This window comes from Pseudomonas sp. Ps21-P2 (genome assembly GCF_039672565.1).
Taxonomy (GTDB): domain Bacteria; phylum Pseudomonadota; class Gammaproteobacteria; order Pseudomonadales; family Pseudomonadaceae; genus Aquipseudomonas.
Map to the genome: position 1 here is coordinate 312,246 of NZ_JBDFPL010000001.1, position 25,308 is coordinate 337,553.

Consider the following 25,308-nt stretch of genomic DNA (forward strand, 5'->3'; position numbering starts at 1 on the left):
GCTCACCAGCGCGTCCTGTTTCGTTTTGTGACGTCGGATAGGCGCAGTCGAAGCGCCCGTTAATACTGCGCGGCGCTGGACTGTCGCGACTTCATAAAAGGATGGGTGACTGTGGATACGGATGATCGACGGATATCAGAAGAGGCTGTTGTTTTTGCCAAGGCGAACAGGAAGGAGATTGCGAGGAGGCTGACGGATCCATTGGTTTACGTGCCTGATGACTGTCCCGTCTCAATCTTCATGGCGGGATCCCCGGGTGCAGGAAAGACGGAGACATCCATCGAATTCATGAACAGATTCGAGTCTTCTACCGTGCGGATTGACCCTGATCTTCTGAGGGCAGAGATTCCGACGTATACAGGTGGAAATGCCTACCTTTTTCAACATGCGGTTTCAGTGCTGGTCGAGAAACTTCACGACCAGGCACTGAAGCAAAAGCAGTCATTTCTACTGGATGGGACGTCAGCGAATTTCGATATTGTCGCGCGGAACATCCGTAGGTCCGTTGGGCGCGGAAGATTTGTGCTCATCATCTACGTGTATCAGGACCCTGCACTGGCCTGGAGATTCGTCATCGCAAGAGAGCAAGTCGAGGGGCGCAACATCCCGCTAAGGGAATTTGTCAGGCAATACTTCAGCGCAAGGGACGCAGTAAACCGCCTCAAAAGCGAGTTCGGTCATGCGGTCACCGTTGATGTGCTTCTCAAAAATGACAAGGGCGGGACTCGGCTGTATCAGGAAAATGTTCAACGTGTTGACGACCACATCCCTGAAAACTACGATCCAGCGTCACTACTCAGGATGCTGAATGCACACGAGGGATTGAAATGAGTTCGTCTGACAAGCCTTTACCAAAACTGAAAAGGACCCTTTCCGACTTCGTCCGCAACGCCACCTTCCAGGAGAAGGAACGGGTTTATCTGGAGGTCATGGAGAAAGCCTGGGCGCGGCAGGAAAAGATCATCGAGCAAGCCCGGAAAATGTAACGCCCCCCAATAACAAAGCCGCCCTTGAGGCGGCTTTGTCGATTTTGCTTGCAGCTTGCAGCTTGCAGCTTGCAGCTTGCAGCTTGCAGCTTGCAGCCCAAAGCCCCACCCCTTCACCCCAACGCCAGCACCCGTCGGCATTCCAGCACCAGACTCGCGCCCCCGGACGGGCTGCTGCCGATGCGCAGTTTAAAGCCGTGCAGATTCACGATCGCAGCGACGATCGACAGCCCCAGGCCGAAGCCGCTTTGCTGATTGCCGTTTTCGCTGCGGTAGAAGCGCTTGAACACAGCCTCGCGTTCGGCATCGGGGATGCCGGGGCCGGTGTCCTGAACTTCGATGAAGGTGGTTTCCCCTTCGGCGCGGGCGATGAGCAGGACTTGCCCGCCCGGCGGGGTGAACTTGATCGAGTTGCTCAGCAGGTTCGACAGCGCCTCGAACAGCAGCGCGCGGTCACCCACCAGCGGCGGCAGGTGCTCGGCAACTTTCAGCTGCAGAGAGACGCGGCCTTCTTCGGCCAGCGGCAGGTAAAAATCGTGCAACTCCTGCAACAGCGGCTGCGGATCGAGCTGACCGAACGCCGAACGCCGCTGGTGATCTTCCAGTTCCGAGATCCGCAGCAGCCCGCGAAAGCGCGCCATCAGCGTGTCGGCGTCGGCGATCACCTGGGCCATTTGCTCGCCCAGCGCCGAATCTTCCGGTGACTGCTGCTGAATCCGGTACAGCTGCGCGCGCAGACGGGTCAGCGGGGTGCGCAGGTCGTGGGCGATGTTGTCGCAGACGCCCTTGACCTCGTTCATCAGGCGCTCGATGCGGTCGAGCATGGCGTTGACGATGTCGGCGAGCATGTCCAGCTCGTCGCGGCGGTCCGACACCGGCAGGCGTCGGGCCAGGTCACCGGTTACGATGGCCTCGGCGCTGGCCTGAATCGCCCGGATGCGTTGCAGCGGCCGGCGTCCCAGCAAGTGCCAGCCAGCGATACCCGGAATGATCGTCAGCGAAATGCCCCACAGCAGCGCGCGCAGAATCAGCGTGGTCACGGCGAACAGCGAACCGTTGTCGCGCACCAGAATCAGCCAGCGATCATCCAGCGTGTGAATCGCCACGGCGTCGCAGCCCGAGCTGGGCAGGTCTGGGTCGTCGGAGTCGATGCAGGTGGCCAGTTCCTGGATTTCCCCGGTCAGCTTGAGGCCGTCGGGAATGCTCTGGATCGGGCCACTGATGGGATTCATGTCCTTGTCGAACAGCCCGTAGGCGTCGACCGAACGCATGTCGAATTTGTCGCTGGTGCGTAACGCATCGTCCAGCTGCGCGCCTTCGAATCGCGAGAACAACTGCTGGCGCTGCATCAATGAGTGGCGGGCGAGGGTGTTGAGGTAACTGGTGACTTCCCAGTACAGCACCCCCATGAGGATGCTGCTCCAGGCCACAAACAGGAAACTGTACAGCGCCAGCAGCCGGCTGCTGGAGGAGCGCCAGCCCTTAGACGGGTTCGGCAATGACATAACCTGAGCCTCGAACGGTACGTATCAGCGGCGTCAGGGTAGGGGGATCGATTTTCTTGCGCAAGCGACCGATGTGCACGTCGATCAGGTTGGTGCCGGGGTCGAAGTGATAACCCCAGACTTCTTCGAAAATCATCATGCGGGTGATGATCTGCCCGCTGTTGCGCATCAGGAATTCCAGCAGCTTGTATTCGGTGGGCAGCAGGTTCAGCGGCTGCCCGGCGCGGCTGGCTTCACGGGTGATCAGATTGAGTTCGAGGTCGGCGACCTTGAGCATGGTCTCGGCCTGGGTTCCCGGATTGCTACGGCGTAGCAAGACTTCCACCCGGGCGGCCATTTCGTCGGAGGCGAAGGGTTTGGACAGGTAATCATCCCCACCCGCGCGCAACCCGCGCACGCGCTCATCTACATCGGACAGCGCGCTGATCATCAGAATTGGCGTGGCGATACCCAGGGCGCGCATGGTGGTGACAATCGCCAGACCGTCGACTTCCGGCAGCATGCGATCGAGGGTGATCAGGTCGTAATCGCCGCTGACCGCGCGGACCAGGCCCTCGCGACCGTTGTCGACCCAGTCCACCTGCAGGCCGTGGCTGCTCAGTTCGGCAACGATTTCCTTCGCGGTGACGGCATCGTCTTCGATTGTCAGAATTCGCGTCATGTGAGATCAGGGCCACGTGAGAGGACAGAAGGCTGCATTTTGCCTTTAAACTTAGTCGGGATTTCTTAAAAATAATTTAAGAAGGGCATGAGGGGCGTTTTGGTGCTAGCAAGCGCGCCGGGGGGAGGGGGCAGGCGCCCGATTCCTGACAGGTCAGCGATCAGTGTGGGAGCGACCGGGGTGGCGCTCCACCTTGCTCGCGAATGCGTTGTATCAGGCGACCCTTGACTGTCAGGTCCGACGCCTTCGTGAGCAAGCTCACTCCCACATGACCTGTGTCAGACTCAGGTACACCGGTCACCCCCACATGACCAGTGTCACACCCAGGCACAACGGTCACTGTCACATTTCCTACCGCTTCAAGCGCCTTTTCGATCGGACTCAGCTTTGGGCTGACGCAGCTCTTGCTTCAGCTTTTCGTCCAGCGCTTTCTTCTGGCCTTTCTTGTCCGGCGTTTCGCCTTCGCTGCGGATCTGCGCATGGCTGATCAACGCGAAGATGAAGCTGCCGCCGATGATGTTGCCACCCAGGGTCGGGCCTGCGAATGTCAGCCAGAAATCCTTCCACGGCAGCTCGCCGGCGAACACCAGATACGAGACTTCCGCCGAGCCGACCACGATGTGGGTGAAATCCCCCAGCGCCATCAGGTAGGTGATCATCACGATGATGGCGACCTTGGCCGATTCCATGGAAGGGATCATCCACACCATGGTGGCGATCATCCAGCCGGAGATAATGCCTTTGGCGAACATCTGCCCGCTGTCGTTCTCCATGACCTTGCGGCCGATTTCGAGGAAAGCCTGGTCGGTCTTGGTGTCGAAGATCGGCAGGTGAAGCATGACGTAGGCCACCAGCAGCGTGCCGCACAGGTTACCTACCAGCACCACGGTCCACAGCCGCAACAGGCGGACGACGTTTTTCAGCGTCGGCTTGCTCATCACCGGCAATACGGCGGTCAGGGTGTTTTCGGTGAACAGTTGCTGACGGGCGAGAATCACCGCCAGAAAGCCTGCGCAGTAGCCGAAGCTGGCGATGACTTTGAAGCCTTCGGCATCGGGCAGGCGAGAGTTCAACAAGCCCATCGCCATCAGCGACAGGCCCATGGTCAGCCCGGCCGCGAGGGCCGACCAGAACAGCGCCGCGACGTTGCGCTCCAGCTCCTGATCGCCCTGCATGCGGATCGTTTCGTGGAGGACGGCGGCGCGGGGCGGCTGGTTTTCGTCGATGTCGCGTTCTTCTTCCGCCGTGAGGCCGGGGGTCTTGCCGTCTGGTTCGTGTTCCATGGCGATCCTTTGGATGATTCAGTGCTCTTGGGCAGAGCATTCTGCTTTCGATGTTCGAGGGAGGCGGCGGCTGGCGTGCACGTGCTTGCTGCGCGGCGCTGCTGCTTGAGACACAATCCGTCACCCGTCGTTCGCCAACGGCGGCAGCCTTTTCACTGACCCGGGAGCCCCCCTTGAGCCTTCACATCCGCGATGCCACCCGTGACGACGCCGCCGTCATCCTGGGCTTTATCACCGAGCTGGCGATCTACGAAAAAGCCGAGCACGAGGTCAAGGCCAGCGTCGCTGACATTGAGCAAAGTCTGTTCGACGAAGCTTCGCCGGCCAAGGCGCTGATCTGCCTGCTGGACGGCCAGCCCATAGGTTTCGCCGTGTACTTCCTGAGCTATTCCACCTGGCTGGGCCGCAAGGGCCTGTACCTTGAGGATCTGTACGTGTCCGCTGCGCATCGGGGCGCCGGTGCCGGCAAGAAACTGCTGCGCCATCTGGCCCGGATCGCCCATGACAGCGGCTGCGGTCGTCTGGAGTGGAGCGTGCTGGACTGGAACCAGCCGGCGATCGACTTCTACAAATCAATCGGCGCCGAGCCCCAGGACGAGTGGGTGCGTTACCGGATGGAGGGGGAAGGGTTGAAGCGCTTCGCATTGGGTGAAGATTAAAACTCCCACAGGTTTTGCAACAACCGCAAATCCCTGGCCGAACCACCATCCGTGGGAGTCGAGCTTGCTCGCGAAGACTTACTTTCAGCCGCCGGAGAAAGTGGCTGAATGTCCCGCCCTCTTCGTGAGCAAGCTCACTCCCACAGGTTTTGCAATAACCGCAAATCCCTGGCCGAACCACCATCCCGTGGGAGTCGAGCTTGCTCGCGAAGACTTACTTTCAGCCGCCGGAGAAAGTGGCTGAATGTCCCAGCCTCTTCGTGAACAACCTCACTCCCACAGGTCCTCCGAACTGGCCGAAATATTGAGTCAGTCCACTATCCCGTGGGAGTGACCGGGGTGGCGCTCCACCTTGCTCGCGAAGACTGACTTTCAGCCGCCGGAGAAAGTGGCTGAATGTCCCGGCCTCTTCGCGAGCAAGCTCACTCCCACAGGTTTTGCAATAACCGCAAATCCCTGGCCGAACCACCATCCCGTGGGAGTCGAGCTTGCTCGCGAAGACTGACTTTCAGCCGCCGGAGAAAGTGGCTGAATGTCCCAGCCTCTTCGCGAGCAAGCTCACTCCCACAGGTCCTCCGAACTGGCCGAAATATGAGTCAGTCCACTATCCCGTGGGAGTGACCGGGGTGGCGCTCCACCTTGCTCGCGAAGGCTGACTTTCAGCCGCCGGAGAAAGTGGCTGAATGTCCCAGCCTCTTCGTGAACAACCTCACTCCCACAGGGGGCTGTGTGTTTATTCAGTGAGCTCTGCGCTGTCGATCCGGTTGACGCCCGCCAGCGCCATGTCTTTCCAGGCCTGGTCCAGCGAGCCGTTCAGGTCGATGGCCTTGCACGCATCGGCGATCACCCAGGTGTTGAAACCAGCCGCCCGGGCGTCCAGCGCGGTCCAGGCCACGCAGAAATCCAGGGCCAGACCGACCACGAACACGCTGTCGATGCCACGCTCGCTCAGATACCCGGCCAGCCCGGTGCGCGTCGTGCGGTCGGCTTCGACGAACGCGGAATAGCTGTCGATGCCGGCGTTGCAGCCCTTGCGCAGGATCAGCTGCGCGTGGGTGATATTCAGATCCGCGTGCAATGCAGCGCCATGACTGCCTTGCACACAGTGGTCGGGCCACAGCGTCTGCGCGCCGTAGGGCAGGGTGATGCTTTCAAATGGCGCGCGACCGGCATGGCTGGACGCAAACGACACATGCCCGCGCGGGTGCCAGTCCTGGGCCATGACCACATTGCGAAACTGCGCGCCGAGGCGGTTGATCAGCGGCACCAGCGCATCGCCCTCGGCCACGGCCAGCGCGCCGCCGGGCATGAAGTCGTATTGCATGTCGATCACCAGCAACGCGGCGCGGGGGTCGGAGGGCAATCGGGAAAGCGGCGTGGTCATCATCTGAGTCCTTGATGCAGTGAGTCTTGAGGCTGGGTCTTGAGGCGATGAGTGAAGATCGCGGTCAGGCAAACACGCGGATCGGCGCGCCAGCGTGCCAGGCCTGAATGTCCTCGATCATCTGGCTGAAGAACATCCGGTAGTTGTTTTCAGTGACGTAACCCACGTGAGGCGTGGCCAGGACGTTGGACAGCGTGCGGAACGGATGATCGGCCGGCAACGGCTCGACGCTGTAGACGTCCAGCGCGGCGCCGGCGATTTTCTTCTGCCTGAGCACCTCGACCAGCGCGTCTTCGTCGACGATCGGCCCGCGGGCGGTGTTCACCAGATACGCCGTCGGCTTCATCCGGTTCAGCGAATCGGCATCGACCAGCCCGCGACTGCGCTCGCTGAGCACCAGATTCACCGACACCACGTCCGATTGCTCGAACAGTGCCCGTTTGCTGACGTACGTCACGCCATGCTCGGCGGCGCGTTCGGCCGTGAGGTTCTCGCTCCAGGCAATGACCTTCATGTCGAAGGCCTTACCGTAGCGGGCGATCTTCTGGCCGATGCTGCCCAGGCCGACGATGCCCAGGGTCTTGCCGTACAGGTCGCTGCCGATGCCGATCTGCCAGTCGCCCGCGCGCAGGGACTTGGCTTCGTCGACCAGGTTGCGGGTCACGCCCATGATCAGCGCCCAGGTCAGTTCCGGCGCCGCGTACTTGTAGCTGTCGGTGCCAACCACGGTGATGCCCAGGCGTGCGGCGGCCTTCAGATCAAGCGCCGCGTTGCGCATGCCGCCGGTGACCAGCAGTTTCAGGTTCGGCAGTTGACTGAGCAGGGCGTCATCGAAAATCGTGCGCTCGCGCATCACGCAGAGGATCTGGAAGTCTTTGAGGCGGGCGACCATGGCGTCAGTTTCGGCCGGGTAGTCATGCAGAAAACTGACCTCGCCGATCGGCTTCAATACGGTCCAGTCCACAACGTTTTCAGCGACCGATTGCCAGTCGTCGAGTACGGCAATCTTCAACCCGGAATCCTGAGTCATTGAGCGAGGCCTCGTTCAGCAGCGATGTTGGATTTTGTGGCGCTCACAGTACGCCTGCCTGCACGGCTCTGGAAGCCCGAAACCGCTTGGAATGGGCTTCTTTGTGGGAGCGACCGGCGTGGCACAGATCCCGAGTCAACCCGGATCCTGTGGGAGCGAGCTTGCTCGCGAAGATGCCAGTACCTGCGCTAAATGTCAGTTAAACAACCCGGCCGCGATGTTGATCGAGAAACCCAGAATCGAGGTGTTGAACACAAAGCCGATCAGCGACTGCGCCAGTACCACTTTGCGCAGACCGCGGGTGGCGACGCCGACGTCGGAGGTCTGCACGGCGACGCTCAAGGTGAAGGAGAAATACAGAAAATCCCAGTAGTCCGGGTTCTCCTCGCCATCGGCAAAGCGCAGCGCCGGCTTGTCGCCGCGCCAGGTGTAGAACACCCGGGCGTAATGCAGGCTGAAGACCACGCCGATCAGCAGCCATGAGCCAAGGATGGTGAAGCCGGTGAAGGCGTAATGCAGCGCTTTGTCGGCGTCCTTCATGTCCTGAATGCCGGCCAGCTCCAGGATGATCGCCGCCAGGCTGGCAATCGCCGCCACGCAGACGACGAACAGGACCACGCCGGCGTTCTCGTCCTCGATTTCCGCGACCCGGCGCACGTCATCCGCGCTGGATTTGAAGGTGCGGCGCATGATCATCGCCATGTACAGCCAGCCGGCGACGTTCCAGCCGATCAGGCATTTGCTGATCACTGAAATATCCGGGGCGATGAACGCGCTGGCGATACCGGCGGCGACGCCGACGAGGGTGGCGATGGTCAGGCGAGGGTGGGTCTTGGCAAGGCGGGACATGGAGGACTTCACGGCAGTGAGATGCGCGAACAGTAGCACGCGGCCGCTATGGGAGATGATGAAGAAAAACGGCGCGCAAGGGGTTACGCGCCGGTCGCCATTTGGCAATTTAGGTGATTCTGTCCGGTCGCCGCTGTTCAGCCGCGGTAGGACCGGCTCGGGTCAGTCGATCAGCGCACCAGACACGGCTGCTTGTTGTTGAACGTCCAGTTCGGCACCAGGAATTGCATCGCGACGCTGTCATCCCGCGCGCCGAGGCCCATGCCTTTGTAGAGCTCGTGGGCCTTGGCGACTTGGTCCATGTCGATCTCCACGCCCAGCCCGGGCTTCTTCGGCACTTGCACATTGCCGCCGATGATCTGCAGCGGTGCCTTGGTCAGGCGCTGGCCGTCCTGCCAGATCCAGTGGGTATCGATGGCGGTGATGTTGCCCGGCGCAGCGGCGGCGGCGTGGGTGAACATCGCCAGGGAAATATCGAAGTGGTTATTGGAGTGCGAACCCCAGGTCAGGCCCCATTCGTTGCACATCTGCGCGACGCGCACCGAACCCTGCATGGTCCAGAAGTGCGGGTCGGCCAGGGGGATGTCCACCGATTGCAGCTGAATGGCATGACCCATTTCGCGCCAGTCGGTGGCGATCATGTTGGTGGCGGTGCGCAGGCCGGTGGCGCGACGGAATTCAGCCATGACTTCGCGGCCCGAGTAACCGTTCTCGGCGCCACAAGGGTCTTCGGCATAGGCCAGCACTTTGTGCTGATCGCGGCACAGACGCACCGCTTCTTTCAGCGACCAGGCGCCGTTCGGGTCGAGGGTAATGCGCGCTTTCGGGAAGCGTTCGGCCAGTGCCGTGACGGCTTCGATTTCCGCATCGCCGCTGAGCACGCCGCCCTTGAGTTTGAAGTCCTCGAAACCGTATTGCGCATAAGCCGCCTCGGCCAGACGCACCACCGCTTCCGGGGTCAGTGCTTCTTCGTGACGAACGCGAAACCACGCGTTGTCCGCGTCGGCTTCGGTGCGATAGGGCAGGTTGGTTTTGGTCTGGTCACCGACGTAGAACAAGTAACCGAGCATCTTCACTTCATCACGCTGCTGTCCTTCGCCGAGCAGTGCGGCGACCGGCACTTCAAGGTGCTGACCGAGCAAATCCAGCACCGCCGCTTCGATGCCGGTCACCGCGTGGATGGTGATGCGCAGGTCGAAGGTCTGCAGGCCGCGACCGCCGGCATCGCGCTCGGCAAAGGTGCGGCGCACGTCGTTGAGGATTTTCTGATAGTTGCCGATGCTGCTGCCGACCACCAGGGACCGGGCGTCTTCGAGGGTCTGGCGGATTTTCTCGCCGCCGGGGATTTCACCCACGCCGGTGTGGCCGGCGTTGTCCTTGAGGATGACGATGTTGCGGGTGAAATACGGGCCGTGGGCGCCGCTGAGGTTGAGCAGCATGTCATCGTGGCCAGCCACCGGAATGACCTGCATGTCGGTGATGACGGGGGTGCTGCCGGAAGTCTGTGTGTTCATGGCTAAATCCTTGGTAATACCGGGCGCGGCGTGGCGCTTTCTTTAAGAGGTTCAGAACGTCGAGTTCAGCGCTTGGAGCGCCTGGCTCAGGTGTGGCTGGGCGTCACGTCGACCTTGGCCACCGGCACCGCGCCGGGCTTGGGCGTCGTGCGCACGGTGAACACCAGAATCGCGGCGATGATCGAGGTGACGGTCAGGCCATACAGGCCGCCCTGGATCGAACCGGTCTGCTGTTCGAGGATGCCGAAGGTGGTCGGCGCAACGAAACCGCCGAGGTTGCCCACGGAGTTGATCAGCGCGATGACTCCCGCGGCGATCCGTGCATCCAGATAGCCCTGGGGGATCGGCCAGAACAGCGACGACGCCGACTTGAAGCCCATCGCCGCGAAGCAGATCGCAACAAAGGCAAACACCGGACCGCCCGTGGTCGACATGAACATCCCTGCCGCTGCGATCAACAATGCGACGGCAACCCACGCCTGTTGGTGCTTCCACTTGGCCGACAGCGAGGCGAAGCCGTACATGCAGACGATGGCGATGAACCACGGGATCGAGTTGAACAGGCCGACCTGGAAGTCGGTGAGGTCGCCCATCTTCTTGATGATGCTCGGCAGCCAGAACGTCGCCGCGTAGATGGTCAGCTGGATGAAGAAGTACATCAGGCAGAACAGGATGATCTGCGGGTCCTTGAGCAGCTTGCCGATGGACAGCTTGACCGGGTTGGCCGCTTCGCGAGCCTTCTGTTCAGCGTCGATGGTGTTGACCAGCGCGTCCTTCTCGGCCTCGGTCAGCCATTTGGCGTCGTGGGGTTTGGAGTCGAGCCAGAACCAGACGAAGAAGCACAGGCCGACGGAGAACATGCCTTCGATGAAGTACATCCACTGCCAGCCGTGGTAGCCCAGCGCGTCGATCTGCAGCAGCAGGCCGGAGAGCGGGCCGGAGATCACCGACGCGAAGGCCGAGCCGCTGAGGAAGATGGCGATGGCCTTGCCACGCTCGACGCCGGGCAACCAACGGGTGAAGTAGTAGATCACGCCCGGGAAGAACCCGGCTTCGGCCACGCCCAGCAGAAAGCGCAGGATGTAGAAGTGGGTTTCGGTCTGAATGAACGCCATGCAGGCGGCGACGATGCCCCAGGTCAGCATGATGCGGGTCAGCCAGATGCGCGCGCCGACTTTCTGCAGGAGGATGTTGGAGGGGACTTCGAACATCGCATACGCGATGAAGAACAGGCCGGCACCGAAGCCGTAGGCGGCCGCACCGATACCCAAGTCATGTTCCATGTGACTACGCACGAAGCCGATGTTGACCCGGTCGATGTAGTTGACGATGAACATGATGACGAACAGCGGCAGGATGTGTCGTTTGACTTTCGAGACCGCCGATTGCAGGACGGAATCGGAGGCGTCATCCGCCCGTGTTGAGGATGTGTTCACTCTGGTAACTCCCACTGATTATTTTTATGCGGGTGGTCAAGCACGTTGTGTGTGACAAGGTGTGTAGCCCTGTTGCCAGTCATCATACAAGTAATGATCGCGCTGGCAACCGGATTTGCGGGGGTTGCGAGAAGTATTTCGTCGGGCTAGGCTCGCCTGTCTGACAAGTTGGATGAGTTGCTGTGCGCTGCTGTTTGGCTCTGTTTTCAAGGGTCCTGGCCGTGTCTCGATGAGTTTCCGGCGAGTGGTTGAGTGCGTGCAACGAGCGCGGGTGGTCAGGAAAATACAAGTGGATGGCAGGCTCTCGCGGGCCGCCGTTCTTTTCAGCACTTATAGGACAACTTCTTTTTGAACAGCACCGGACCCTTGCCACCCAAGCGTCGCCAACACAGCCTGGCGACGGACCTGGTCACCGACCTGAGCCAGCGAATTTTGATGGGCACCATTGCGCCGGGTGCAAAGTTGCCGTCGGAGAGCGAAATCGTCCGCGAGCATGGCGTGAGCCGCACCGTCGTGCGCGAAGCGATTTCCAAATTGCAGGCGTCCGGGCTGGTTGAGACCCATCAGGGCAAAGGCACTTACGTGCTCGCGCGTTCGGAGCAGAGCGGGCTGCATCTGAAGGTGGAAACCGCGTTCAGCGTGCGGCACATCATCGAACTGCGCATGGGCCTGGAAACCCAGGCCGTCGCCCTGGCCGCGCAACGCCGCAGTCAGGCACAGCTGACGGCAATGCGCGCCGCGCTGGATGATTATCAGGACCTGCTGGCCAAAGAAGACAGTTGCGTCGAAGCGGACCGGCGCTTTCATCTGCTGATCGCCGAGGCCACCGGCAATCCGTATTTCGTGGAGATCCTGCAGAACCTCGGCATCGCCGTTATCCCGCGCAGCCGCATCGCCACCAGCGAACGGGCCGGGGCGAGCCTCACCCATAGTGCGTATCTGGCCAACCTCGAACACGAAGCCATCCTCGCCGCCATCCGCCGCCAGGACCCCGACGCCGCCCGCGCCGCAATGTGGACTCACCTGAGCAATAGTCGCGAGCGGCTGGCGCCGGTTGAGTGATGGCGCGGGATTGATGGGAATGCAGTAAGTGAAAGTGACCGCGGCCAATAGTGGGACCGGCTTTAGCCGGGAAGGCGTCGGAGGTCACACCGCTAAATGTGTGTTGCTCATACGGGCCTCTTCCCGGCTGAAGCCGGTCCTACTGCGTGCGCGGTCCCATTATGGGTGCGCCAGAACCTCCATCATCACCCCCGACTGCCACTCGAAATACGGATTGAACGTCAGCCGCGCGAAGGCTTTGCCCTGTTCACGATGGCCCCAATCCGAATACCACACCGGCTCGCCATTCAGGCATTTCTGCATGTCGGCGGATGACTGGCCGTTCCAGCAGATCCGCTGACGGCCATTCACCCCGTACAACGGGTTTGCAGGTGAGAACATCAACCCCATGTGCGAGAACTGGGCGATGCGGTATTCCGGCAGGAGATCGCTGCGCACCCGCACCTTCGGGTTTTTCTGCGCCGCAGCCGGGTCGTTGCCGTACCAGATCAGCCGGCTGAGCGGATGGGTGAAGCGCGCGTTGAAGCTGTCCAGCACGTAACCGGTATCCAGCACCGAGTCGTGCTCGGTAATGGCGACGAACACCGGCTTGTCGTAGGCCCCTTTGTCGAGGTGCTTTTGGGCCAACAGCGCGCTGCGGTAGAACTGGGCGAAACCGTTGGTGGGCACGTTCAGGTAGCGGACCGGCGTCTGCATCGGGCGCACGCCATCATCCGGTTTCGCCAGCCAGGGGCGAAACCAGCCGATGTATTGAGTGACCCAGGCGTAGGTGTTCGCAGGTTTAAACGCCGGAGAGAACAGCACCAGACCGGCGATATTCGGGTGCTTGTACGCGTAATCCAGCACCAGGTTCGCACCGGTGGAAAACCCGCCCAGATACACCGTCGGCACCTCCCGCTCAAGAATCTGCGTCTGCTCCCGCACCACTTGCTGCCACTGTCTGAGCGTCACATCCAGCATGTCCGCCGGCTTGCTGCCGTGCCCCGGCAGCAACACCGTGCGCACCAGAAACCCCTGCGCCGCGAGCGCCTCGCCGACGTCATTGAACGACCACGGCGAGTCGCCGAGGCCATGGACCAATAAAATCCCCCGCGTGGCTGGCGCTTTGGGCCGCCATTCCCGAGGTGCATTCCACTCGATCTCGGTAGGGTGATCAGGCGTCTGAAAGGTCCGGTTCTGCTCCATCCAGGCGATGGTCTGCTGGCGATATTCGGCAAAACTCGCCTGCCCCAGGGGCACCTCGGTGGAGGCGCAGGCCTGAAGGGTCAGGGCGGAGAGGAGGAGGGTGAGACGGTGCAGGGCCAAATTGAGTTCTCGCGTGTTCAGATGTCCAGTTGATCGGGCCGGATGCCGAACGCCTGGGCGATTCTTTCTCGAGTCTGCTTGCGGGGACGCGCCACCGATTCCTGCTGGGCGTAGGCGGGTTGGGAGATACCGAGTCGTCCGGCGACAAGCTCCTGGGTCAGATCCAGATACTCGCGCCACGCCCGAATTGGCGTTGAGCCGTCGACAATCCGGCTGACGACTTCGTGGGGGATCAGATCTTCCCCACCGTGCTGGCTGACGTACTCTTCATAGGGGATGACCACGAAGGCGGGTTTGCCGTCGGGGCCGTTGATGATCTGGATGTTATTAGTAGGTGCGCTCATCGTTGTTATCCGATCAACCATGCTTTGGCGTCCTTATAAGACTTCCATAAGTCTGGCGTGGATATTACTTATAGTTGAAATCCCATGCTAGCGGCCAATCGCGCCTGGACCAAGATTCAGGCAGACTCCCACCACCCACAAAAACAAGACCTGATGTGTATGAACCCTCATTCCCTTCGCTGCGCAGACACCCCTCATGTTCGCCCTTGACCACGCCCTGGCCCAGGACATCGTCGACCGGGCGATGGCGATTTTGCCGTGCAACGTCAACGTCATGGATTACCTGGGGATCATCATTGGCAGCGGCGAGGCCGAGCGGTTGTATACACGGCATGAAGGGGCGCAGCTGGTCCTCGCCAACAGCCGCGTGGTGGAGATCGATTCGCACACCGCCCGACAGCTCGACGGCGTGCGCCCGGGAGTGAATCTGCCACTGATGCTGGATCAGAAACTGATCGGCGTGCTCGGCATCACCGGCGAGCCCGATGATGTGCGGGTTTACGCGGAGCTGGTGAAGATGACCGCCGAGATGCTCATGGAGCATCGACGCCAGCAGGCCGATCAGCAATGGCGGCATCAGCGCAGTGAAGACTTGCTGTCGCGGCTCTTGCTCGGCGACAGCGCTGCCCATCTGGTCGCCGAAGCTGAACAGCTGGGTTTGCAGCCGCAGTTGCCGCGCCAGGCCGTGTTGCTCGAATTGCCCCAAGCCGCGACCTATGCCGGTGCGATGAGTGCGTGGCTGATGGGGCGTTACGCCAACAGCTGGTGCCTGCCGTGCGAGCCGGGTCTGATTTATTGGTGCCGCGCGGTGGGCAAGGACCGCGACGACGCTTTGCTGCTGGCGCTTTTCGACGAACAGGGCTGGCCCGTGCAACGCATGGCAACCGTCGAAACTTCGGCGGACCTGGCCTCCCTGCGCGCCGCCTGCACCGCCGCCCGCGACCTGCTCGATTACGCGCGCCACTTGCGGCCGACTGTCAAACTGCTGCGGCTGGCCAGTCATCGCGTCGCGCTGCTGTTCTGGCGCAACCGCCACGACTGGTTGGCCGAAGGCATCGCCGAGCCGATCAAGCGCCTGCTCGATAACCCGCAATTGCTCGACACCCTGCGCGCCTGGTTCGACTACAGCGGCGAAAGCCAGGCCTGCGCCGACACGCTGGGCATCCATCGCAACAGCCTGCGCTACCGGCTGGAGAAAATCGCCGAACTGACCGGCTGCGATCCCTACCGGACCGAGGACCTGCTGCGCCTTTATCTCGGCGCGCAGATGGTGGTCAAGTAAGGCGCTTTCGCAGCGTTGTTCGTATGAACAACCGAGCGAGCCACCTGTTGTGCAAGCGTAAGGCGGTAAAGTCGCTTCAGGGTGCGAAGATCGGCCATCAGACAAGGAGAACAACATGAAAATCGTCATCGCCCCGGACTCGTTCAAAGACAGCCTCAGCGCCCAAAGTGTCGCCCACGCCATCGCTGCCGGGCTCCTCGACGTCTGGCCTGACGCCGAACTGGTCGAGTGCCCGATGGCTGATGGCGGCGAGGGCACCATCGAAGCGGTCTTGGCGGCGTGCGACGGTGAGTGGATGAGCAATCAGGTCAGCGGACCGCTTGCGCAGCCCGTGCAGGCGCAGTGGGGCTGGCTGGCGGACACGCGCACGGCGATCATCGAAATGGCCATGGCCAGCGGTCTGCAACTGCTGAGCCTGGATCAGCGCGACGCGACCATCACCAGCACGTTTGGCACTGGCGAGCTGATCAAGGCCGCCCTGGACGCTGGCGCCGAGCGGGTAATCCTGGCCATCGGCGGCAGCGCGACCAATGATGCCGGCACCGGCATGCTGTCGGCGCTGGGTGCGCGCTTTCTCGACCGGGACGACCAGCCCCTCGCTCCCGGTGGCCTGGCCCTGGCACAACTCGCGCGTATCGACCTGACCGGGCTCGACCCGCGCCTGAGCAGTGTGCAGTTCGAGGTCGCCGCCGACGTCAACAATCCCCTGTGCGGCGTGCAGGGCGCGTCGCACATCTTCGGCCCGCAGAAGGGCGCGTCCCCCGAGCAGGTGCTGGCGCTGGACGCGGCGCTGGGGCATTTCGCCGAGCATTCGGCTCAGGCATTGGGTCGGGACGAGAGCGAACATCCGGGAAGCGGCGCAGCAGGGGGCATGGGCTTCGCCGCCAAGGCCTATTTGAACGCGTCGTTCCGCCCCGGTGTGGAGGTGGTCGCCGACCTGACCGGACTGGCCGATGCCCTGGAGGATGCAGACCTGGTGATCACCGGCGAAGGCCGTTTCGACGCCCAGACCCTGCGCGGCAAAACCCCTTTCGGCGTCGCCCGGATGGCTCAACGCAACAACGTGCCGGTGATCGTGTTGGCCGGGACACTGGGGGAGGGCTACGCCGACCTGTATGCCCACGGCATCAGCGCCGCCTTCGCCGTGACCAGCGGGCCGATGACGCTGGAGTTCGCCTGCGCCAACGCCGCGACGTTGCTCCACGACCGCGCCCGGGATATCGCCCGGGTGTGGGCCCTCGCAGCCCGTTAACGCTTTGCCCGAGCGGTCGCCTCGATCAGGCAGTTTTCAGGTGCATCAGCGGAATCGGCCTGCGCATCAACGTGCCCACCAGCACCGCGGCCAACAGGGCGATCAGGCCCGCAACCCACAACACCGAGCCGAAGCCCGAGACAAATGCGTCCCGGGCCAGCGGCTGAATCATTCCCCGCGCGCTGGCATCGACGGTTTGCAGCGCAGCGTTCATGTCGCCGGCCACCACCCGTGAGGCGATGTGCTCGGCCTGATCGACAAGGTGGGGCGCGACGGTCGCCAGTGTGTTCTTCAGCGAGCCAAGGGTGTGACTGGCGAGTAGCGCGCCGTAGACGCCGATCGCCAGCATGATCGCGCTGAACCGCATGGTCGTGCTCATCCCCGACGCCATGCCGGTGCGTTCGCGGGGCACGCAGGCCATGATGTTTTTTTGCGTGTCACCGTTGAGCAAGCCTGCGCCCGCCCCAGTCACGGCCATCGCCGCGGCGAATGCCGGGTAGCCGCCAATCCCGGTGGCCCAGGCACACAGCAGGTTGCCGACGCCCACAAGGGTCAGGCCCAGCGCCATCATGGCGGCCGGCGACAGGTGCCGTGACAGCGTCGGCCCGAAGCGCGGCAACAGCAGCATGGTGATCGCGAACGGCAGCATCCCCAGGCCCGAATCAATGGCGCTGAAGCCCAGACCGTTCTGCAGGTAAAACGGCAGCAACGTCATCATCACCTGGGCGCAGCCGGCGTAGGCGAACATGCCGAGCAGGGCGCCGACGAAGCGCGGGTAGTTGAACAGCTGCAAATCGACCATCGGCCGGCGTTGCAGGCGCTCGGCGATGACGAACAGCACGAGGAGCACCGCCCCCGCTGCCAGGCGCATGGACGTGAGCGGGTGGTCCCAGCCGATTCGGTTGGCTTCTATCAGGCCCCAGATCAGGCTCAGCAGGCTGGTGCTGAAAAACAGACTGCCCCAGGGATCGAGACGCGCCGACTGCTCGTTGCGTGACTCTTGGATGTTCCGCATGACCATCACCAGCAGCCCCAGACCCACCGGCAGGTTGAGGTAGAAAATCCAGCGCCAGCCGATCAGCTCGGCAATCAACCCGCCGATTGTAGGGGCGGCGGTCATGGCCACACCCATGCACGCGCCCCAGAACGCCCAGGCCTTGGCGCGCTCGGCTTCGTCGTGGAAAACGTGGCCGATGGTCGCCAGCGCCGAGGTCAACAGCAAGGCCGCGCCAACGCCCTTGATCGCCCGGGCGATGTCGAGGAACAGAATGTCCGGCGCCGCGCCGCAGCCCAGCGACGCCAGAATGAACAGCACCAGCCCGATGATCAGCATGCGCTTGCGGCCAAAGCGATCGGCCAGGCTGCCCGCTGGCAGCAACAGCGCGGCGAAGGCCAGCATATAGGCGCTGACCACCCATTCGATATCAGCAAAACCTGCGCCCAGGTCACGCGCGATGCTCGGCAGTGTCACGGCGACAATATTGGTGTCGAGCACGATCAACGCGCACACGCCGGAGGCTGTGAGCAGGGTCATGCGGGGGCTGGGTCGAGACATGTATGGGGGCTCCGGACGCTGTTAGGTGCTGACTAACGCAGGTCGATATGAAAGGGTTCGTCGCCTGAACAGAGTAAGGGGATATGCCCTATGCTCTGTTACCCGCTCCCCGCTTTTTCATTACCTCTCAGGTAACGCTCCATGGAAATCCGTCATTTTCGCTACTTTCTGGCCGTTGCCCGCCATCGGCATTTCACGCGCGCCGCCGAGCAACTGGGCATCGCGCCGCCCACGCTGACACGGCAGATTCAGGACCTGGAGAACGCGCTGGGCACCCGACTGTTTTTGCGGGAACAGCGGGAGGTGAGGCTGACGGAAGCAGGGCGCGCGCTGCAGATCGAGGCCGAACTGGCGGTGCGTCAGTTTGAAACCGCGCAGTACAACGTCCAGCGCGCCGGGCGTGGCGAGGCCGGCAGGATCGAGTTGGGCTACGTCGCCTCAGCGGTGTTTTCCGGGGTCTTGCAGCGCCACGTCAGCCAGTTTCGTGAGCGCTACGCCGACGTCGAATTCAGCATCAACGAGCACCTGATGCCGACACTGCCGCGGCTGATCGAAGAGGGTCGGCTGGACGTGGGTTTCATCCGCTCTCCCATGCAGCTGCCCGATTCCTTGAGTGCCGTGCAGTTGCTGACGGAGGGGTTTGCCCTGGCGCTGCCGGACAGTTCGTGGCTGTGCAAGCTGAAGCTCATCAATGCGGTGAACCTGCAGAACGAGACGTTCATCCTGCCTGAGCAGATTTCCGGCACCCTGGAGGTGGCGGCCCACGGCGGTTTCGCGCCGACCCTGGGGCCGCAGCCGGGCGGGCTGGTGTCGGTGATTGCGCTGGTGAGTCTTGGTCAGGGTGTGGCGGTGGTGCCGGAGTCGGTGGTGGATCACATTCGTCTGCCGAATGTGGTGTATCGGCGGATTGAGGATTGTCAGCCGAGCTCGTCGTTGTCGCTGATCCACCGACGCCACGAAAAGGCCCCGGCGGTGATGAGGTTTATTGAGTACGTCCAAGGCGCGCGGGCGCCTTAGACTCAATCTCGCCCGATTGCGTGGTGCTGCTTAGAGAAGATCAAGGGCGTCTGCCTAAGGGCAGACTGTTTCGCCTTCGGCGAGTTACTTGATAAAGCCCCAAGTAACCAAGGGCTTGTGCTCCTGGTTGGGCCCTTCCTTCGTCAGGGTTCCTTCACTCCGGTCCCGCTCCGTGGGCCCGCGCCGAACGGACATCCATGTCCTGACGGCGCTCTCGCCGCATCCATGCGGCTCGACCCACGGAGCGAGACCTGCGTTCAGCCTGCACCCAAGTCGCGATTGGCGGTGATTGGGCTTTTTGCGTACGAAGATCAAAAGCAAAATCGAGGGCAAAAGCAAAGGCTTCCCGGCTGAAGCCGGTCCTACAGTCGAGGTCGCCGCCGCTATTTCTGATCGTTCCCACGCTCCGCGTGGTAACGACGCGCCGGACGCTCTGCGTCTCTTAGAGGACGCGCATTCGGGCCTGGGGAAATGACGCGGAGCGTCACGGGATGCATTCCCACGCGGAGCGTGGGAACGATCAAACGGCGGGTACTCGTAGGACCGGCTTCAGCCGGGAAGCTCTTGATCTGCTTCTGATCTGCTTCTGATCTGCTCTTGCTCTTCATACGCAAAAAGCCCAGACACCACAAATCGGGACTTGGGTACAGGCTGAACGCAGGTCTCGCGGAGTGGGCCGAGCGGCATGGATGCCGCGAGAGCCGCCCCCCGCCATGGATGGCGGATGGCGGCGGGCCCACGGAGCGGGACCGGAGTGAAGGAACCCCGAGGAACGAGGGGCCCAACCAGGAGCAAGCACCCTTGGTTACTTGGGGTGCTTTTCCAAGTAACTCGGCGAAGCCGAAACAGTCTGCCCCTAGGCAGACGCTCTTGATTTTGACCTTCGTATGCAACACCGGGGGTCTAGCGGTGGACCTGCGAAACGCCTAAATCTTGGCTGCTTCAGGCACCCGCCCATACACATCGGTAAACCGAACGATATCGTCTTCCCCCAAATACTCCCCGCTCTGCACCTCGATCATCACCAGATCAATCACCCCCGGATTGACCAGCCGATGAGTGTGCCCGGGCTGGATGAAGGTCGACTCATTGGTGTCGAGCATGAACTCCTTCTCGCCATTGGTAACGCGCGCCATGCCGCTGACCACAATCCAGTGCTCGCTGCGGTGATGATGCATCTGCAACGACAACGACGCCTGCGGCTTCACCACAATGCGCTTGATCTTGAAACGCTTGCCTTCCTCCAGCACCGTGTAAGTCCCCCACGGCCGGGTCACGGTGTTGTGCAGCAAGTACGCCGGATGCCCCTGACGCTTGAGCGCCTGCGCGATAACCTTGACCTCCTGACTGCGATCGGCGTCGGCAATCAGCAACGCATCCGGCGTGTCGATGATGATCAGGTTGTCCAGACCCACCGCACCCACCAGCCGCTTCTTCGAGTCGATGTAGCAGTTGGTCACGTCGTGCAGCACCACCTCGCCGTTGCATCGATTGCCATTTTCATCGGCCGGACTCAGCTCGCGAATGGCCTGCCACGAACCGATGTCGCTCCAGCCCATCTCGCACGGCACCACCGCCACCTTCTGCGAATGCTCCATCAATGCGTAATCGATGGAAATGTCCGGCGCCAGGGCGAAGGTCGTGCTGTCCAGCTCGATCTGCAACTCGTTGCGGCCTTCCTTGCTGTTGCACTGCGCCAGGCAATGGCGCACGGCGGTCAGCACGTCGGGCGCGTGAGCTTCCAGCTCGGCGAGCAGCACATCGACGCGCATGCAGAACATCCCGGCGTTCCACAAATGCAGACCGCCCGCGAGATAGTCCTCGGCGGTCACGGCATCGGGTTTCTCGACGAAGCGCGCGACCTGATAGGCCTCGCTGCTGAGGGCCTGGCCTTTCTCGATGTAGCCAAAACCGGTTTCGGCGCGGGACGGGATCAGACCGAACGTCACCAGCCAGCCCTCGTCGGCCAGTTTGCGTGCGCTCTGGACGGCGGCCTCGAACGCGGCAACGTCAGTGATCAACTGGTCCGCCGGCAGAATTAACAGCTGCGCGTCGTCGCCATAGCGCTCCTGAACGTGCAGCGCCGCGGCGGCGATGGCCGGTGCGGTGTTGCGGCCGAACGGCTCGAGCAGAAACTCGAGCGCCAACTGGTGCGTGTTCAGCAGCCGGTAGTCATCGACGGTGCGGAAATACACTTCCCGATTGGTGACGGTGAGGACGCTTTCGACGCCGTCCAGCTGGCTGGCGCGATTGAAGGTCTTCTGCAGCAGGCTTTCGCCGTCCGGCAGGCGCATGAAGGGTTTGGGCATCGCCTCCCGTGAAACAGGCCACAGCCGGGTGCCGGCGCCGCCAGCGATAATGCAGGGAATCAGTTGCATGGGGTTTCTCGCCTCTTCGATCCATGAATCAATGACTGGGGCTGCATTCCCGATCATTCCGAGAAAAGTCAATTTAATGACTTTATCGTAGTATTCGGGCGAATTAGCCAATTATTTGTCGATTAGGCGCTTTCCGCCCGCGCATTTCAAGGGGCTGTAACGCGGAATTAACGCCTCTCGTCCCCTATTTACGGGGCGTAAACCCCCGGCAACTCGGCATTGCCCGTAGGTGAACTCAAAGCGGTGGCAAGGCCGGCGCGCGTAAGTCCCTGCCATTCAAGGCTTTTTGCCATCACTGAGCGGGCTGACATCCAACTTCAGCCGTGTCCGGGTGAATGCCAAAGCGTTTCTTGTCGAGGACGCCGGGTTAAAAGATTTTTCATCCACCGGGCTTTTTTTGCAGCACGCGCGGTCAACACATCACGCATCAACTCGAACACGCAAAAGGAAGGGACATGGCAGCGCGCAGGGCATTACTGATTCTTCACGGCAAGCAGGCGCTCAATGAGGATGTCCGCGAGGCGGTGGCGCGCAAGCGCAAACACGGCTGGGAATTGGACGTGCGCGTGACCTGGGAAGCGGGCGATGCCCAGCGCCTGGTACGTGAGGGTCTGGAGGCCGGTCATCGGCAGATCATCGCCGGTGGCGGCGATGGCACATTGCGCGACGTGGCGGAGGCGCTGGCGCTGTCTGAAGTCGACGCCAGTCTGGTGATCATGCCTCTGGGCACGGCCAATGATTTCGCCCGTTCGGCGGGTGTGCCGCTGGAACCCGACCAGGCCCTCGACCTGCTGGATGTCCCGGCGCGTGCGGTTGATATGGGTGCGGTGGGCGGTCAGATGTTCCTCAACATGGCCACCGGCGGGTTTGGCAGCCAGGTCACCGCCAACACCTCCGAAGACCTGAAAAAGATCCTCGGTGGTGCGGCGTATCTGTTCACCGGCCTTACGCGTTTCAGCGAGTTGAAAGCGGCTTATGGCGAATTTACCGGCCCGGACTTTCACTGGAAGGGCGAGATGCTGGCGCTGGGGATCGGCAACGGTCGTCAGGCGGGCGGCGGCCATCCGTTGTGCCCGGAAGCCCTCGCCGATGACGGCCTGCTGGACATCAGCATTCTGCCAGCGCCCCAGGAGGTGGTAAGCACGCTGAAGAGCCTGCTCGAAGGCGGTCTGGGCCTCGACAACATGTTCGTCCGCGCGCGGCTGCCGTGGGTCGAGCTCAAGTCGGCGCAGGGGCTGAATATCAACCTCGACGGCGAACCGCTGAGCGGCGAAGCAACCCGTTTCGAGGCGCGAGCAGGCGCGTTGCGTGTGCACCTGCCGTCGCATTCGCCCTTGCTGGGGCAGACGCGACAACTCGCCTGAGCATCAACAACCGTCAGGTGAGCCGCGACCGCACGCTCATCTGACGCCATCAGTCATCCAGGCTGATGATTCTCTCCCTCACACAGAACAGCACCAGCCCAGGCACGTCGTAGATGTGCAGCCGTTTCATGATCTGCGCGCGATGGGTTTCCACCGTTTTGACGCTCAGACCGAGGCCGCCGGCGATCTCGCGGGTTGAGGTGCCCCTTACCACCAGCCGCAGGATTTCCAGCTGGCGGGCGGTGAGGTTATGACCTTCCGCAGGTTCGACGGGCGTCATCTGGCTGCTGACCAATGCCTGGCTGATCACCGTGTGAGCGATGGCCGGGCTCAGGTAGCGTTCGCCATCGCGCAGGGCGTTCAGCGCGTGTTCGATCTCGCTGGCGGTTGCATCTTTAAGTAGGTAACCGTGGGCGCCGCACGCCAGCGCGCGCATGATCAGGCATGGCTCGGTGTGCATCGACAGAATCAGCACCTTGCTGTCCGGCAGCGTCTGACGCAGGCGTTGCAACGCGTCCAGCCCGTCGCTGTCGCCCATGGAGATGTCGAGCAGAATGATGTCGGGTCCCAGCTGCAGGCTCATTTCCAGCAATTGATGGCCATTGCTGGCCTCGCCGATGACAGCGTAACCCGGGATGTCCGACACCAGCGCGCGGACACCGGCGCGGATCAGCGCGTGATCGTCCACCAGCAGTACGTTGCAGACACTCACGGCTTGCTGCCTTCAGCGCGTCCGCGGACACGCGGCGCCCACGGAAACAATGCCTGAATGCAAGTGCCTTGCCCGGGCTTGCTGGCGACGTTCAATTCTCCCCCCAACAAGCTCGCGCGCTCGGCCATGCCCGCCATACCGCGCTGCCCCTCACCGGCGGGGCTCAGCGCAGGCGCAAAGCCTTTACCATCATCGCGAATGTTCAGCCACAACCCTTCCGGTCGGCGCTGCAGTTGCACGCGCAGGTTTTGCGCCTGGGCGTGGCGCAGCATATTGGTCACGGCTTCCTGGGTAATGCGGAATGCCGCCACCGCGATCTCTTCGGGAATACCGTCCAGGCGCTGCTGGCATTCCAGGCTCCACTGCACGGAAGTGGCTGACAGCGTGCGCAGCAAATGCGCGCGCAGGCTGGCTTCCAGTCCCAGGCTGGTGAGCTGTCGGGGGTTGAGAATGGCGGACAGGTCGCGAACCTTCGCCAGGGTTTCATCAAGGGTGTTGATGAGCATCGTGCACTGCGCGTGCAGCTCCTGCGGGGCGCGGCGCTGCAGCCAGTCGCTCTGCATTTTTGCTGCCGTGAGCATCTGGCCGATGTCGTCGTGCAGCTCGCGGCTCAGGCGATGACGTTCGGTTTCCTGAACCTGCAGCATGTGATCGGCGAGTTCCTTGGGCTGGAACTGAATGGTCCGGTTCGGGCGGGTCATGCTGTAACAGAGGCCCGCAAATACCAGCCCGTTGACGATGGCCAGCTCCAGCGGCAGAGCGCCGCTCGCCAGGTACGCGATCACATTGCAGCCCGTGGTCGCCAGGCACAGCAGGGCTGCCCAGCGAATGGTGCTGCCGGGGTTCATTCGCAGAAAGCCAGGGAATTTGCTGCTGCCATGCATAGCGGATGAAGCCATCGATAATGGATGTCTACACCTGACGGATCTGCCAGGCCATTTGAAAGGGCATTGCGAAAAACACAATGCTGTACTTCCTCTGTATGGGTACAGCGTGTTCGAACGACTCGTCGAATGGACAGAAAAAGTGCTGGTTGAAGCGCTCTTTCGAGCGCGCCGATAGTACCTTAATTGTCGGCGTTATTAAGGGCTGAGGTTGAAACCCGACTCACACCAACAACAGAGCCGGTTGTCCGTTCAGTCAGCTTTCAAGTCCGGAATGCGGGTGCGTGTTCAGGAAATCAGCAGCCATTCATCGCGTTTCACTGTGATCGGCGTGCCTGGCGGCGAGCACGTCGCGCTGCCCGGGATTGACCGACCAGCCCGGATTGGCGGCGACGTTATTGTCCGGCTTGCCCACCCCGCACTGGCAGGCGAATGCGTCCAGCAAACCGCGTTGCTCGCTGTCGTCCAGCGCCAGCGATCCGGTGTGGGGGTCGATGAGTTCAAGCTGCCAGGCCATCAGCTCAAAGCAGCGTTTGAGCGTGGGCAATGCCTCTGGCTGCAAGTGGCCGGCCGCGCTGGCGAAGTAAAGGAGATAACGCAACTGCCGTGCGAAACCGCAGACCGTTTCCACGCGATGGGTGTCTGCCTTGCCGGCAAGGTGGTGCAATGTGGTGAGCAGGCATTCCATCGCGTCACCATCATCGCTGATCAATTCCAGATGACTGAGGCATTCATCGGCGCGGCACATGAGTGTCTGGGTATCGCTGAGAAACTCTGCGTGCAACTGCTGCCATTCATTGCCGTTCAGCATGTGCAATCTCCACTCTTCACAAATGGCGACGTCAG

General features: G+C 62.0%; 23 protein-coding genes. 8 read left to right on the forward strand and 15 right to left on the reverse strand.

What is annotated here, in order from left to right; translation table 11 throughout:
- The first annotated feature begins 111 nt into the window (after window positions 1–111).
- Together ABEH28_RS01325 and ABEH28_RS01330 are read left to right on the forward strand one after the other, a co-directional pair.
- Complete coding sequence (locus ABEH28_RS01325; protein ID WP_346628866.1) at window positions 112–831, forward strand: zeta toxin family protein; 720 nt, start codon at window positions 112–114, stop codon at window positions 829–831.
- Window positions 828–986 carry a hypothetical protein gene (locus tag ABEH28_RS01330; protein WP_346628867.1) on the forward strand — a complete coding sequence of 53 codons (159 nt, stop codon included), beginning with the start codon at window positions 828–830 and terminating at the stop codon, window positions 984–986. The genes ABEH28_RS01325 and ABEH28_RS01330 overlap by 4 nt, the downstream gene beginning before the upstream one ends.
- Before the next feature lie 113 nt (window positions 987–1,099).
- Here the strand turns inward: ABEH28_RS01330 and ABEH28_RS01335 are convergent, their stop codons facing one another.
- From ABEH28_RS01335 to ABEH28_RS01345, 3 genes are all read right to left on the reverse strand, one after another.
- Entirely contained in the window at window positions 1,100–2,491 is a 1,392-nt protein-coding gene (locus tag ABEH28_RS01335; RefSeq protein WP_192172340.1) for a HAMP domain-containing sensor histidine kinase, read from the reverse strand.
- Window positions 2,469–3,152, reverse strand: coding sequence for a response regulator transcription factor (locus tag ABEH28_RS01340; protein ID WP_062387311.1), 684 nt, complete (start codon window positions 3,150–3,152; stop codon window positions 2,469–2,471). The genes ABEH28_RS01335 and ABEH28_RS01340 overlap by 23 nt, the downstream gene beginning before the upstream one ends.
- 359 nt (window positions 3,153–3,511) lie before the next feature.
- A complete protein-coding gene (locus tag ABEH28_RS01345) occupies window positions 3,512–4,435 on the reverse strand; it encodes a formate/nitrite transporter family protein (protein WP_192172341.1) in 924 nt (307 codons plus the stop codon).
- 173 nt (window positions 4,436–4,608) lie between these two features.
- Between ABEH28_RS01345 and ABEH28_RS01350 the strand changes: the two genes are divergently transcribed.
- Complete coding sequence (locus tag ABEH28_RS01350; RefSeq protein WP_346628868.1) at window positions 4,609–5,094, forward strand: GNAT family N-acetyltransferase; 486 nt, start codon at window positions 4,609–4,611, stop codon at window positions 5,092–5,094.
- Window positions 5,095–5,827: 733 nt separating this feature from the next.
- On the opposite strand, the gene pncA is transcribed toward ABEH28_RS01350, so the two are convergent.
- The 5 genes from pncA to ABEH28_RS01375 form a co-directional block, all read right to left on the reverse strand.
- Window positions 5,828–6,478, reverse strand: a complete 651-nt coding sequence (gene pncA, locus ABEH28_RS01355; protein WP_192172343.1) for a bifunctional nicotinamidase/pyrazinamidase — start codon at window positions 6,476–6,478, stop codon at window positions 5,828–5,830.
- Between the two features lie 64 nt (window positions 6,479–6,542).
- Window positions 6,543–7,508, reverse strand: coding sequence for a D-2-hydroxyacid dehydrogenase family protein (locus ABEH28_RS01360; RefSeq protein WP_346628869.1), 966 nt, complete (start codon window positions 7,506–7,508; stop codon window positions 6,543–6,545).
- Window positions 7,509–7,703: 195 nt separating this feature from the next.
- Window positions 7,704–8,357 (reverse strand): DUF1345 domain-containing protein, encoded by a 654-nt coding sequence (locus tag ABEH28_RS01365; protein ID WP_192172345.1) that lies wholly within the window; start codon window positions 8,355–8,357, stop codon window positions 7,704–7,706.
- A gap of 170 nt (window positions 8,358–8,527) precedes the next feature.
- The gene (gene gudD, locus ABEH28_RS01370; protein WP_346628870.1) at window positions 8,528–9,871 is read right to left on the reverse strand and encodes a glucarate dehydratase; all 1,344 of its coding nucleotides are present in this window, start codon (window positions 9,869–9,871) and stop codon (window positions 8,528–8,530) included.
- Between the two features lie 86 nt (window positions 9,872–9,957).
- Window positions 9,958–11,307, reverse strand: coding sequence for an MFS transporter (locus ABEH28_RS01375; RefSeq protein WP_192172347.1), 1,350 nt, complete (start codon window positions 11,305–11,307; stop codon window positions 9,958–9,960).
- A 348-nt stretch (window positions 11,308–11,655) separates the two neighbouring features.
- Here ABEH28_RS01375 and ABEH28_RS01380 point away from each other — a divergent pair, with 348 nt between their 5' ends.
- Window positions 11,656–12,369 (forward strand): FadR/GntR family transcriptional regulator, encoded by a 714-nt coding sequence (locus ABEH28_RS01380; protein ID WP_065988595.1) that lies wholly within the window; start codon window positions 11,656–11,658, stop codon window positions 12,367–12,369.
- Window positions 12,370–12,528: 159 nt separating this feature from the next.
- Here the strand turns inward: ABEH28_RS01380 and ABEH28_RS01385 are convergent, their stop codons facing one another.
- Entirely contained in the window at window positions 12,529–13,674 is a 1,146-nt protein-coding gene (locus ABEH28_RS01385) for an alpha/beta fold hydrolase (RefSeq protein ID WP_346628871.1), read from the reverse strand.
- Window positions 13,675–13,691: 17 nt separating this feature from the next.
- Window positions 13,692–14,018, reverse strand: coding sequence for a helix-turn-helix transcriptional regulator (locus ABEH28_RS01390; protein WP_192172350.1), 327 nt, complete (start codon window positions 14,016–14,018; stop codon window positions 13,692–13,694).
- 196 nt (window positions 14,019–14,214) lie between these two features.
- Here ABEH28_RS01390 and ABEH28_RS01395 point away from each other — a divergent pair, with 196 nt between their 5' ends.
- Both ABEH28_RS01395 and ABEH28_RS01400 read left to right on the forward strand, forming a co-directional pair.
- A complete protein-coding gene (locus tag ABEH28_RS01395; protein ID WP_346628872.1) occupies window positions 14,215–15,300 on the forward strand; it encodes a sugar diacid recognition domain-containing protein in 1,086 nt (361 codons plus the stop codon).
- A gap of 115 nt (window positions 15,301–15,415) precedes the next feature.
- Window positions 15,416–16,552, forward strand: coding sequence for a glycerate kinase (locus ABEH28_RS01400; protein WP_346628873.1), 1,137 nt, complete (start codon window positions 15,416–15,418; stop codon window positions 16,550–16,552).
- A gap of 25 nt (window positions 16,553–16,577) precedes the next feature.
- Here ABEH28_RS01400 and ABEH28_RS01405 read toward each other — a convergent pair whose 3' ends face one another.
- Window positions 16,578–18,107, reverse strand: a complete 1,530-nt coding sequence (locus ABEH28_RS01405) for an MFS transporter (RefSeq protein ID WP_346628874.1) — start codon at window positions 18,105–18,107, stop codon at window positions 16,578–16,580.
- Between the two features lie 141 nt (window positions 18,108–18,248).
- Here ABEH28_RS01405 and ABEH28_RS01410 point away from each other — a divergent pair, with 141 nt between their 5' ends.
- Window positions 18,249–19,124 carry a LysR substrate-binding domain-containing protein gene (locus ABEH28_RS01410; RefSeq protein ID WP_346628875.1) on the forward strand — a complete coding sequence of 292 codons (876 nt, stop codon included), beginning with the start codon at window positions 18,249–18,251 and terminating at the stop codon, window positions 19,122–19,124.
- 926 nt (window positions 19,125–20,050) lie between these two features.
- Here ABEH28_RS01410 and ABEH28_RS01415 read toward each other — a convergent pair.
- On the reverse strand, window positions 20,051–21,502 hold the full coding sequence (locus ABEH28_RS01415) for a mannose-1-phosphate guanylyltransferase/mannose-6-phosphate isomerase (RefSeq protein WP_346628876.1): 1,452 nt from the start codon (window positions 21,500–21,502) through the stop codon (window positions 20,051–20,053).
- 455 nt (window positions 21,503–21,957) lie between these two features.
- Here ABEH28_RS01415 and yegS point away from each other — a divergent pair, with 455 nt between their 5' ends.
- Window positions 21,958–22,866: a lipid kinase YegS gene (gene yegS / locus ABEH28_RS01420; protein WP_192172356.1), complete on the forward strand. Its 909-nt coding sequence runs from the start codon at window positions 21,958–21,960 to the stop codon at window positions 22,864–22,866.
- Between the two features lie 49 nt (window positions 22,867–22,915).
- Here the strand turns inward: yegS and ABEH28_RS01425 are convergent, their stop codons facing one another.
- From ABEH28_RS01425 to ABEH28_RS01435, 3 genes are all read right to left on the reverse strand, one after another.
- Complete coding sequence (locus ABEH28_RS01425; RefSeq protein ID WP_282371892.1) at window positions 22,916–23,578, reverse strand: response regulator transcription factor; 663 nt, start codon at window positions 23,576–23,578, stop codon at window positions 22,916–22,918.
- Window positions 23,575–24,426: a sensor histidine kinase gene (locus ABEH28_RS01430; protein WP_346628877.1), complete on the reverse strand. Its 852-nt coding sequence runs from the start codon at window positions 24,424–24,426 to the stop codon at window positions 23,575–23,577. Before ABEH28_RS01430 ends, ABEH28_RS01425 begins: the two co-directional genes overlap by 4 nt.
- Before the next feature lie 343 nt (window positions 24,427–24,769).
- Complete coding sequence (locus tag ABEH28_RS01435; protein WP_346628878.1) at window positions 24,770–25,273, reverse strand: hypothetical protein; 504 nt, start codon at window positions 25,271–25,273, stop codon at window positions 24,770–24,772.
- Window positions 25,274–25,308: the final 35 nt, after the last annotated feature.

Coding starts and splice junctions, on each gene's coding strand:
- ABEH28_RS01330 (WP_346628867.1), top strand. CDS start 828: ATGAGTTCGTCTGACAAGCCTTTACCAAAACTGAAAAGGACCCTTTCC.
- ABEH28_RS01335 (WP_192172340.1), bottom strand. CDS start 2,491: ATGTCATTGCCGAACCCGTCTAAGGGCTGGCGCTCCTCCAGCAGCCGG.
- ABEH28_RS01340 (WP_062387311.1), bottom strand. CDS start 3,152: ATGACGCGAATTCTGACAATCGAAGACGATGCCGTCACCGCGAAGGAA.
- ABEH28_RS01345 (WP_192172341.1), bottom strand. CDS start 4,435: ATGGAACACGAACCAGACGGCAAGACCCCCGGCCTCACGGCGGAAGAA.
- pncA (WP_192172343.1), bottom strand. CDS start 6,478: ATGACCACGCCGCTTTCCCGATTGCCCTCCGACCCCCGCGCCGCGTTG.
- ABEH28_RS01360 (WP_346628869.1), bottom strand. CDS start 7,508: ATGACTCAGGATTCCGGGTTGAAGATTGCCGTACTCGACGACTGGCAA.
- ABEH28_RS01365 (WP_192172345.1), bottom strand. CDS start 8,357: ATGTCCCGCCTTGCCAAGACCCACCCTCGCCTGACCATCGCCACCCTC.
- gudD (WP_346628870.1), bottom strand. CDS start 9,871: ATGAACACACAGACTTCCGGCAGCACCCCCGTCATCACCGACATGCAG.
- ABEH28_RS01390 (WP_192172350.1), bottom strand. CDS start 14,018: ATGAGCGCACCTACTAATAACATCCAGATCATCAACGGCCCCGACGGC.
- ABEH28_RS01395 (WP_346628872.1), top strand. CDS start 14,215: ATGTTCGCCCTTGACCACGCCCTGGCCCAGGACATCGTCGACCGGGCG.
- ABEH28_RS01400 (WP_346628873.1), top strand. CDS start 15,416: ATGAAAATCGTCATCGCCCCGGACTCGTTCAAAGACAGCCTCAGCGCC.
- ABEH28_RS01405 (WP_346628874.1), bottom strand. CDS start 18,107: ATGTCTCGACCCAGCCCCCGCATGACCCTGCTCACAGCCTCCGGCGTG.
- ABEH28_RS01410 (WP_346628875.1), top strand. CDS start 18,249: ATGGAAATCCGTCATTTTCGCTACTTTCTGGCCGTTGCCCGCCATCGG.
- ABEH28_RS01415 (WP_346628876.1), bottom strand. CDS start 21,502: ATGCAACTGATTCCCTGCATTATCGCTGGCGGCGCCGGCACCCGGCTG.
- yegS (WP_192172356.1), top strand. CDS start 21,958: ATGGCAGCGCGCAGGGCATTACTGATTCTTCACGGCAAGCAGGCGCTC.
- ABEH28_RS01430 (WP_346628877.1), bottom strand. CDS start 24,426: ATGAACCCCGGCAGCACCATTCGCTGGGCAGCCCTGCTGTGCCTGGCG.
- ABEH28_RS01435 (WP_346628878.1), bottom strand. CDS start 25,273: ATGCTGAACGGCAATGAATGGCAGCAGTTGCACGCAGAGTTTCTCAGC.